This window comes from Candidatus Omnitrophota bacterium (assembly GCA_040755155.1).
In the GTDB taxonomy this organism is placed as follows: domain Bacteria; phylum Hinthialibacterota; class Hinthialibacteria; order Hinthialibacterales; family Hinthialibacteraceae; genus JBFMBP01.
Window position 1 is genome coordinate 1 of record JBFMBP010000145.1, and the last position, 10,981, is coordinate 10,981.

Annotated in this window: 6 protein-coding genes; 1 reads left to right on the top strand and 5 read right to left on the bottom strand. The window is 51.8% G+C overall.

All coding sequences use genetic code 11. From position 1 onward, the window contains the following. On the top strand, positions 1–3,740 hold a 3,740-nt coding region (locus tag AB1656_22445; protein MEW6238159.1), incomplete at its 5' end, for a hypothetical protein. 113 nt (positions 3,741–3,853) lie between these two features. On the opposite strand, the gene AB1656_22450 is transcribed toward AB1656_22445, so the two are convergent. The 5 genes from AB1656_22450 to AB1656_22470 form a co-directional block, all read right to left on the bottom strand. Then, positions 3,854–5,161 carry a Gfo/Idh/MocA family oxidoreductase gene (locus AB1656_22450; protein ID MEW6238160.1) on the bottom strand — a complete coding sequence of 436 codons (1,308 nt, stop codon included), beginning with the start codon at positions 5,159–5,161 and terminating at the stop codon, positions 3,854–3,856. A 23-nt stretch (positions 5,162–5,184) separates the two neighbouring features. Further along, positions 5,185–6,351: an iron-containing alcohol dehydrogenase gene (locus AB1656_22455; protein MEW6238161.1), complete on the bottom strand. Its 1,167-nt coding sequence runs from the start codon at positions 6,349–6,351 to the stop codon at positions 5,185–5,187. Between the two features lie 217 nt (positions 6,352–6,568). After that, positions 6,569–8,059, bottom strand: coding sequence for a glycerol kinase GlpK (gene glpK / locus AB1656_22460; protein MEW6238162.1), 1,491 nt, complete (start codon positions 8,057–8,059; stop codon positions 6,569–6,571). Positions 8,060–8,358: 299 nt separating this feature from the next. Further along, the gene (locus tag AB1656_22465; GenBank protein ID MEW6238163.1) at positions 8,359–9,786 is read right to left on the bottom strand and encodes a LamG domain-containing protein; all 1,428 of its coding nucleotides are present in this window, start codon (positions 9,784–9,786) and stop codon (positions 8,359–8,361) included. Positions 9,787–10,267: 481 nt separating this feature from the next. Further along, the coding region (locus tag AB1656_22470) for a WD40 repeat domain-containing protein (GenBank protein ID MEW6238164.1) at positions 10,268–10,981 on the bottom strand (714 nt) is incomplete at its 5' end.

Below are 10,981 nucleotides of genomic sequence, written 5' to 3' on the forward strand. Positions count from 1 at the left end.
CCCCCACGCCCGAAGCGTTCGACACTCCCACGCCGGAAATGGTAGAAACGCCTACGCCCGAAGCGATCGAGACTCCTACGCCGGAGATGTTAGATACACCCACGCCCGTAACGTTCGACACTCCTACGCCGGAAGCGTTCGATACCCCCACGCCCGAAGCGTTCGACACTCCCACGCCGGAAATGGTAGAAACGCCTACGCCTGAAGCGATCGAAACTCCCACGCCAGAGATGATAGATACCCCTACGCCCGAAGTGATCGATACTCCTACGCCGGAAATGCTGGATACGCCTACACCGGAAATCGTAGATATACCCACGCCGGAAGTGATCGAGACTCCCACGCCGGAAATAGTAGACACGCCCACGCCCGAAGTGATCGAGACTCCCACGCCAGAGATGATAGATACCCCCACGCCCGAAGTGATCGAGACTCCCACGCCGGAGATGTTAGACACGCCCACGCCCGAAGCATTCGAAACTCCCACGCCAGAGATGATAGATACCCCTACGCCCGAAGTGATCGATACTCCTACGCCGGAAATGCTGGATACGCCTACACCGGAAATCGTAGATATACCCACGCCCGAAGTGATCGAGACTCCTACGCCGGAGATGCTGGAGACGCCCACCCCCGAAGTGATCGAGACTCCTACGCCGGAGATGCTGGAGACACCCACACCGGAAGAAATCGATACGGCTACGCCTACTCCAACAGAGACGGCAACTCCGACGGAGACGGCTTCCCCAACGGCGACGGAAACATCGACGCCAACCGAAACTTTGACGCCCACTTCGACAGCTACGTCCACCTGGACGCCAACGGTAACGCATACTCCCACGGCGACCGTCACCGAATCGCCGACATCGACGCCTCCGCCGCCAACTTCCACGCCCAATCCCCGGCCGGTTTCGGTTATTTATCCGTCAAATGTTTCGGGAGAATTCATGTCGTTTTACGATGTGAATCGAGCTGTGTTCGCAGTAAATCCGCAGACGAATGAAATGTATGTTTATAAAATATGGAATGGCGTATACGCTATTCTGGGTCCCATCGATCCTAACAATCCCCCCGACAATATCGATAACGTTCCCCCTTATATGTCTCTTCCAATAGATCCTTCTAAAGACGCCGTTTTTACAAAAATGATATTTACTTCCAGCCATCTTTTCCTGCTTACGGATTCGTATTTCGCTTATCGCATCAATTTGGCCGGGAAATATCTTGACATCGTTTATGTCGTTCATCCCAATGAAACCAATACGGGAAATCGAACATTATGCGATTTGTACGAAGTGAAAGAAGGCGATCATATCCCCGGATGCCAAAAAGGCGATCTGGTCGGCTTATACAACACGGATGATGGTTTTATGTTTTGCAAGATATTTATTGCTTACGATGCTCCGATCTGGAAGATAACGTACACAACGAACGTCTTTCGCAACGGCGTCCATGCCGATTCCATGTGCGTCGGCCCGAATGGTTATTTGTATATTGCCGGTTCCATTGAGTCCAACATACAATTCCCTCTTCTCTATCGATTGGAAAATGACCGTTCGCTTACATCCACTTTCATTGCCGATGTGGGTTTCGGCGCTCCGAGTTCTTTAGTCTATTGGCCAAAAGACAACGCCTTCTATTTCTATACTTATAATTATTATTTCTCCAATACCTTCAACCTCTGGAGAAAAAATCCTAATGACGGAATACCCTACAGAATCTTTTCCTCCAATTCGGACAGCCAGGCAATCGCCTTGTCGGCGGATGGAGAAAAACTCTATGTTACGGATAACACGCAAGATCGTTCGTCTAACATCAAATTCATTGAATCGCTATCGTTAACCGGCCCTTATCCCACTCCGACGGGGATTAATCAACCGCATCCGTTTTTCCCGACGCCGACTTTGACGAATACGCCTACTCGGATTCCGGTTCGGACTCCGACAGGGACGCCATACGACGAATCTCCGACGCGAGTTCCGATCTATGAATCGCCGACAGATGTTCCTACTCATACGCGCACCCCGCTTCCTGCTTTACCAACGCCGACGGCGACAGTTCCCATTCCCCCGCTTCCGCCCGCGCTGAATCTTTTGGACGATTCGCTAGCCGCCGTTCCTCTCTATTCCGCTGCGGCGAAAAATCTCTATAGCAGCTGGAAGCTTTGTTTGAACGCAAATCCTTCTACGGGGAATTTATCGATCGTCAAAAACGTCAATAATAATGCCTTCAACTATTATTACAATCTGCCAAGCGGAGGATCATGGCTGTCTTTGTCGGGAATGGCGCCGAACATATATTATAATAATTCCAGCTTCGCCTTTCCAATGGACATCGCCGCCAGTCCCGATGGATCGGTCTATATGGCGGCCAGAAACATGGTATATGTATTGTCATCCAACGGCGCGCCTCAAGTGATCTTAGATCAAAACAACAGCGTATTCGAGAAAGTCTACTGGATCGATATCCGCGCCTTGCATTGGGTAACCGAAGCGGACCGCATTCCTGGAGCCAGTACAGGCGATCTTCTCGTATTGACGCGCAATAATACGAAGCGGGAATACGAGAACGAACAACCGGCGATTTTCGACGAAATTATCCGCATTACTGGACTACCATCCAATCCACGAGCCAATTCACTATGTCAAATCTACAATTATACGCCCGTCGTGGACATCGCGACCGGTCCGGAGGGATTGCTCTATTTCCTCTGCGGCAAAATCCTGCGGCTGGATAGGGACGGCGTAGTACGGGAGCACATTCACGTTCAACCTTCCGATTACGAAACCCGCTTCGTCTATCTGGCCTCCGACCATTGTTTCTATGTCGCATCGGTGGGCGATCGCAAGCTGGGGAATTTCGATATCCATCGCATGTCTGAAAATGGCGATGTCAAAACGGTCTTGCAGTTGGATGGCAGCGCCTATTGGGACGCCCTGTATTACAGTAACATCGCGGCGGCGCCGAGCGGAGACGCTTTCTATCTCTACGAACCCGGCCGCGACGCCATCTACTCCATACGCTATACCGGCGCGCCGGTGCAGCCTTCACCGACGCCTTCCGAACCGTCTCCCACGCCGACGCCAATTCCCGCCTGGTTCGTATTGGATGGCTATGGCGGCATCCATTCCTCCAATCCCGCCGTGAAGCCGCCCGTTCTTCCTTACTTTGCGCCCTTCGACATCGTGCGCGATATCGAACCCGATCCGCTAGGCCGGGGATGGTACATGCTGGACGGCTACGGCGGCATCCATACCTATCCTTACGATCTGCCCAAGCCGCAAGGACTGCCTTATTTCGGTTTCGACATCGCCAGGAATTTGGAAGTAGTTCAAACGGATGCGGGACTGCAATTCTACCTTCTCGATGGCTATGGCGTCGTTCATTCCACCGATCCTAATTTCTCGCGCGGCGATTTGCCTTGGTTCGGCAAAGATTGGGCGCGCGATCTGGAGCCGGACGCGAAAGACAGCAATTGGATGGTGCTCGATATCTTCGGCTACCTTTACTCCAGCCATAAAAACCGCTTCGATTTGCCCTTATTGGCGCCGTGGTATTGGCATCCCAAAATCCAGGCCATCGTCCGCTTCCCTGACGAAACCTCCGTGTTGATAGACTCCAATGGCGGACGCTACACCAATCCCTTCTATCCCGCATGGGACGTGATGAACGGATTGCCGCCCGAATTCTATTTCCCCGGCTTCGATATTATTTGGGATGCGGAAGTGGTATCTCAATGAATGTAAGTTTCTATTGAAAAGATAAAAGCCAGCGCCGTTGCGATATACATTGCGCGGCGCTGGCTTTTTTATTATTATGGCGATGGGTCAAAAAACGCGACCCATCCTACGGTCTAAACGATCCAAGGCTTGCGTTTGCTCAAGGATAACAGTTTATTGGCTTCGTCGTCGTTGATGAATGTTTCCTTATCGGGATCCCATTTCAGCGGACGTTGCACTTGCTGCGCGATTCCCCCCAGCAGCATAACGCTGGCGGCGCGATGGGCGGTTTCGTAATCGCAAATCGCGGGCTTGCGCGTCTTGACGCATTCCAGGAAATTGCCGGAATGGCTGTCGCTGCGGTAGAGATGCTTGTCGTTCGGGCCGATAGATTTATCCAGGATGCTGGCGGGATCGGAAACCAGATGCTCGCGGTCCACGCCGATCTTCCCTTCCTTGCCGATATACCATCCGCCGCCGGTGTCGCCGATCTTTTCGTCGCCATACATTCGGCCATAAACCGTAACGCCATTGGCGTAGCGATAGGCGGCGGCGCCGTTGTCCATGTAAATCTCAATAGGGCCAGTGCGATCCGCATCCAAAGCCCACTGGAGAATATCGTAATGATGCTGCCCCCAATTGATGCCCCCAAAGCCGAAGAGATGGGCGTCGGATCGGCCTTGATAAGGCATCTTGGGCGCTGGTCCCAGCCAAAGGTCCCAATCGAATCCTTCGGGAATGGGGACTTCCTTCTCGAAGGAGGTCGGCCAAACCGCCCCGCCGCCGTCGCGATAGGCGTAGACGGTTTCGAGTTGGCCGATGCGTCCATTGCGAATCAATTCGCAAGCGCGGCGGAATTTTCCATCATACTCCGAACGCTGCTGGGTTCCCGCTTGAAAGATGCGCTGGTTTTCCCGAAACGCCTTGACCATGGCCTGGCTTTCCTTGATGCAAACCGCCGTCGGTTTTTCGCAAAAAACGTCTTTTCCCGCCTGGGCGGCTAAAATGGACATCGTGGCGTGCCAGTGAATCGGCGTGGCGATTAGCACGGCGTCGATATCCTTCCGATCCAGAATTTCGCGAAAGTCGTTATACGATTGGCAGGAATTGGAAGCGCCCGCCCCCGCCTTTTCGGAATAAAATTGGTTGATTTTTTCTTTTACTTGTTCCCTGCGGTCGCGCCAGACATCGCACACGGCGAGAATTTGAACGTCTTTTCTAGCGATATACCCTCCAGGAAGATAAGTCCAAGCCTCCCCGAAAATATGCCCCTTTCCCATCGTGCCCAAACCGATAAATCCCATCGCGACCCTATCGCTGGGAGCGGATGCTCCCTCCATGCCCAGCGCCGAGGAGGGAACAATAAACGGTCCCGCCAAGGCTGCCGCCAAGGCGCCGCCGCCGCGAAGAAAATCTCTCCGAGTCGTCTTAAAACCGGCCATAAGATCCGTATCCTTTCTTTTGTTTATTGACATAAAGATAAGACATTCGCAATCGTCTCTTTGGTATAATCGTTCAATCTCCATTTCTTCGCCAGCATCGTCGCATTATCGGCGATGATGTCAATATCCGTGCTGGGAATATGGGCGTCCGCCAGACTCACGGGGCAGCCGATTTTCTTGAACCATGCTTTCAGAGCCTCGATTCCCTTGGCGGCGGTTTGCGTTGGCGATCCATCTTCCGCCATATGAAAGACGCGCTGCGCGAATTGGGCGAATTTGGCGGGATTTTTTTGCGATGCGTATTTCATCCATCCCGGAATGACGATGGCCAGACCGGCGCCGTGCGCAATGTCATAGAGCGCGCTCAGAGAATGTTCGATGGCGTGATTGGGAAAGCCGCATGGGCCGATGCCGGCGAGGGGCAAACCGTTCAAAGCCAACGTCGCCGCCCACATCATCGAGGCTCGGCCTTGATAATCGGCTGGATTCTTCAATAGGCGGCCGGCGCTGTCCATGATGCTGGCAATCAAGCCTTCTACGTAACGATCCTGGATCGGCGTCCATGAATCCGCCGATGTAAAATACCCTTCAATCGAATGGGCAATAGCATCAACCGCGCCGTAAGCCGTATAATTCATAGGAACTGTACAAGTTGTTGTTGGATCGAGAATCGAAACCTTGGGAAATAAACATGGAGAATTGACGTTGAATTTCTGCTTCGTCTCTTCATTAGTAACGACGGCGCCGCAATTCATCTCCGATCCCGTCGCGGCCAAAGTAAGAATCGTAAGTAAAGGCAGCGCATCTTCGACTTCTCGCTTCCCCAAAAAGAAATCCCAAACGTCGCCATCCGATTTAGCCCCAGCAGCGATGGCCTTAGATTCATCCAAAACGCTGCCGCCGCCCACGGCGACGACGACATCCGCCTGCTCGCCCTTCGCCAAAGCGATGCCCTCGTTGAGATGCGATAAAACGGGATTGGGCTTCACTCCGGAAAATTCGACGATCTCCACTCCGGCGGCCTGCAAGGATTGGACGGCCTGATCGTAAACGCCATTCTTTTTGATGCTGGACTTCCCATAAACGAATAAGGCTTTCTTTCCATATTTTTTCGTTTCCGGTCCGATTTGAGGAATGGTTCCTTCCCCGAATATAATTTTTACGGGATTCCAAAAGGTAAAATTCTGCATGGCATCGCTCCTTACTGTTCATATATAAATATCTTGAAATGTTGGATGGGTTATGTTTTTTGATCCATCGATTTTTAACGGTTGGAATAATTGATGGGTCAAACGACGCGACCCATCCTACGATCTAAAAAAAGGAATAATGATAACAGCGCTCGTTTTCTTTATCGTATATGAGGAGGCGATTCCATTAAGGAGCCTCATGCTATATATCTCTTCCTCATTTATCTTCCCATGCTTTCGACCGTTCCAGCGCCTTGCGCCATCCGGCGCGTAATTGCCGAACCTTATCCCTATCCTGCGCCGGTTCGAAAATTCGATCCACGCTCCATTGTTCAGCGATTTCCTCGACGCTTTGCCAGAAGCCAACGGCAAGTCCCGCAAGATACGCGGCGCCTAGCGCCGTCGTCTCCACGATTTTGGGGCGAACGATGGGAATCCCCAGAATATCGGCTTGAAATTGCAGCAGCAAGGCGTTAGCCGCCGCTCCGACGTCAACCCGCAGTTCGCCGATAGCCAGGCTGGAATCGGCTTCCATCGCTTCCAGCGCGTCCGCCGCTTGATAGGCGATGCTTTCCAGCGCGGCGCGGGCGATATGTCCAGCGGTCGTCCCTCGCGTGATTCCGGCGATGATCCCGCGAGCGTAAGAGTCCCAATGCGGAGCGCCCAACCCAGCGAAAGCCGGAACCATATACACTCCACCATTATCGGCGACGGATGCCGCCAACGATTCGATCTCCTCAGAGGTTCGAATCAATCCCAACCCATCCCGCAGCCACTGCGCCACGGCGCCCGCGATAAAAATGCCGCCTTCCAACGCATAGTCCGTCCGGTTTCCAATTTTCCACGCGATGGTCGTAAGAAGATTGTTTTTGGAGACGGCGGCTTTAGCGCCGGTATTGAGCAAAAGAAAACCACCGGTGCCATAGGTCATCTTCGCCATGCCGCTCTTCAGCCCCATCTGACCAAAGAGAGCCGCTTGTTGATCGCCCGCCAGACAGGCGATGGGAATCGGTTGCGCAAAAATATCGGCGGCGGTTTCGCCATAAACTTCGCTGGAGGAACATGCCTTGGGCAGCATGGCGGCGGGAATCTCCAGCATCGCCAAAAGTTCCTCATCCCACTCTCCCGTATGGATATTGTAAAGCAGCGTGCGGGAAGCGTTGCTGGCGTCGGTGATATGGATTTTCCCCCACGTTAACTTCCAAACCAACCAGGAATCGACGGTTCCAAAAGCCAGTTCTCCCGCTTCCGCCCTCTTGCGGGCGTTCGGGATATGATCCAACATCCACTTGATTTTCGTTCCGGAAAAATAAGCGTCGGTCGCCAGGCCGGTTTTTTGGCGAATGGCCGTTTCATAGCCCGCGGATTTAAGTTCTTCACATAGATAAGCGGTGCGCCGATCCTGCCAAACGATGGCGTTGCCGATAGGCTGACCGCTTTTTCGATCCCAAACGACGGTAGTTTCCCGTTGGTTGGTTATCCCTATGGCGGCGATATCGCCGGAAGCCGCGCCCGCCCGAGCCATGACCTCCGCCGCCACGGCCATCTGCGACGCCCAAATCTCTTCGGGATCGTGTTCCACCCAACCGGGCTGGGGAAAAATCTGAGTAAATTCCTTCTGCGCGATGTTTACGATCCGCCCCTGCTCGTTGAAAAGAATAGCGCGCGAACTCGTTGTTCCCTGATCCAAAGCGAGGATATATTTCATAAGAAATTACTCTTCATTCCAACGCCTCAAAATTAAAAAAGATGCGTCAATCATTATAACAAGAAGAGGGATAGGAAAACTAGAGTTTCATGGAATGGGGGCGCTAAGGGCAAAGTTGTTTCCACCCTTGGTAAATCCCTCCGACTTGCGAGTAAAGATCAGGCATCTTGGGGAGGGAATTTTCTTCATTCGGATAAATGTTTACATTTCAAAGAGAAGATAAAAATAATACAAAACAAAAAAAGCGCGCTTGAGAAATTTTGTCCCCCAAGCGCGCCTCTACGATGCTTTTTTCGTTATCAATAAAGCGACCAGTCGAGAACAGCGACAGGCTGCTTCGCATTGGAGTCGAATTCCGACGGATCCAACGCCGTATTGCTGATCCGCAGCCGATCAATCCATCCGTCGTAAGGAAGAACTCGATTCGGTTCGGAGCCGATATTGAGACGCGGCGTATCCGCAATTCTTGCGCCCCGCACTTCATCGATCCAAGCTAGTTCTTCCCCATCCACATAGAACGACATGCCTTCCCCGAAAAAGTGAACGACGGCCACATGATGCCAATCGCCGGGAGGGACGAGAGCGGTTCCCGAATCGATATCGCGAATGCGCAAAGTCGTAACGAATACGTGGCGCGGATTGCCGGCGCTGAGAGAGAAGGAAATTCCGCCCGGCCCATAATAGAATATAATCATGCGGCCCAGGGACGTATTTTCATATTTGACCCAGGCTTCGAGAGTCCAATTGTTCCCTTCTCCGCCCACGTCCAGAATCCGATTCGCGTCTTCGACGCGAGCGACCTGCGTCCCCGTGAAATGCAAGGAAAAATCGCCCGCCGCGCCGGAGGGGGTATCCGTAGAAACCTCCGGTCCCGCCGAATTGCCCGTCGCCCAAGCCTGCAGCGTAATGGCTTCTGTAGGATCGAACGAACCCTTGCCGGTATAAGGCGTTTTGCCTTCGTTGAAATCGTAAAAGGCAACCGTATTCGCTCCGACTGGCTTTACGTTCGCCGCGTCGTCGTCCAAATCGTCCAGCGCCAGCGCCGCATTGCTGATGCGGACTCGATCCAGCGATCCTTGATACGTGACGTAATTCGGCGATTGATAAATTTTCCCTATGTAAAGAGCGTTTATTCCCGCGATCTGGGGATCCAACGCGCCCGCTTGCGAGAAGACCTCTTTCCCATCCAAATAAAATTTCACGGCATTGCCGTCCCAATCGTCCACGACGGCCAGATGATGCCACGCGTCGTCAAAGGGAAAAGCAACATCCGTATCTACGCGTCCCGCGCCGGGAACGTCGAAAGAAAGAGTCCCCGCCTGAGCAATCGTCAAACGATATCCGCCGGTTCCGCCGCCATAGGAAAGTATCGCCGCTTCCGATTCGGGTATGGCGAATCCCGGCGATTTGACCCAGCACTCGATCGTCAAAGGCGCATAGAGAGCCAGCACCCAAAACGTATCGTCATCGATAATCAATTCTTTGTCTACGGATATCTTCACCGCCTTGTCTGCGGCAGCTCCGGTCGGCCCCGTTACGATTTCCGGTTCTCCACCTTCGGGAGGCAAGCCGAGAACGCCCAATAGCCCCTTGCCCAAGTCGTCCGTAAAGTTCGAGCCTTTGATATTGTCGAACTTAAAATACCCCACGGTTTCCGCCGCTATCGGTTGGGCGATAGCCAACCCTCCTGCGATTACGACAAATAATATGCTCCATTTCTTCGCCATCTTGAATACTCCCTTCCTCTCATGAGATATCAGGTATCATTCGATAATTCGATACTTCAATCTATCAAAACAAAATTCGCAATTCAAGATGAAAAACACAATACGATCGGAAGATTTTTTTAACGATTCATTTCCCCGGGAGAGGGAGTATAGCAGTTTCTCCATGCGGATTGAGAGTAAAAATCAAACCCTGAAAGAGTTTAGACGAGGATTCCATTCTTCAAAGGCGTGCTTTTATTCGAACCTGAACAGATAGAAATCCCAAAACGGCGGATGACGATTATCGACGCGAATAGGTTGAGATCGATCATCGCCAAGCTCCCGCCCTCAAAAAGGGCAATTCTTCTGGGATAGCCGAGAAACGTCCTCGTCCCCGGCCCCGCCATCTCCGCTCATCCCGAAACCGTATGCAAAGCCAGCGGGGCATGGCGTCTCCGCCATGCCCCGCCGCCGCGCCCAACGCGCATCCGCGTGTGCTTGCTTATTGCGCCGTCGATTCTTTGATGACCGACGTTATGTCGCTGATATCGTAGATATACGCCTTAGTATCAATCATGCAAGCGAATTTCTTGTTGTCATCGGAAAATGCTACTTTCATGTAGGCATAATCCACATTAGCCTCAAGGGAAAACGATCTCATAGCCGAATCCAACGCGCCAACTTTGCGAATGCCTATTCCTTCTGACGAATTCTCCGATGCGGCTAAGATATATTGCCCATCTGGAGACATAAAAATAGAGCCTTTTTTCGCGTTGAAAGTGTAGGTCGATACTCTTTTGTTGGTATCCACATCTTCGATTCTATATTCGTATTTTCCGGGAATTCCATCAATGTCGCCGATAATGGTGCGTAAATACTTTCCGTCTTTTGATAAACTTACATATCCTTCGCTAGTGTATTGTGCTAAAAGATCACCATTTATCGATAAAACATAAATAAAATAGCCGGGATATGCCACTATTCTTTTGCCATCTGATAAATATTCCATTCTATACGTCGCCGGATGTTTTGGATCAAATTCTTTGATCATTTTATTACTGGCAATGTCCCAAATGGATATTCCCATTGGACTGGCAATGGCAATGTTTTTTCCATCAGGAGAAAATGCAATGGTATCAATACCATTCGGGATCAATCCTTCGATAAATTTTGCTTTAAACTCAATTTCGCCGGTTTTCGAATCCCATATCAGAGC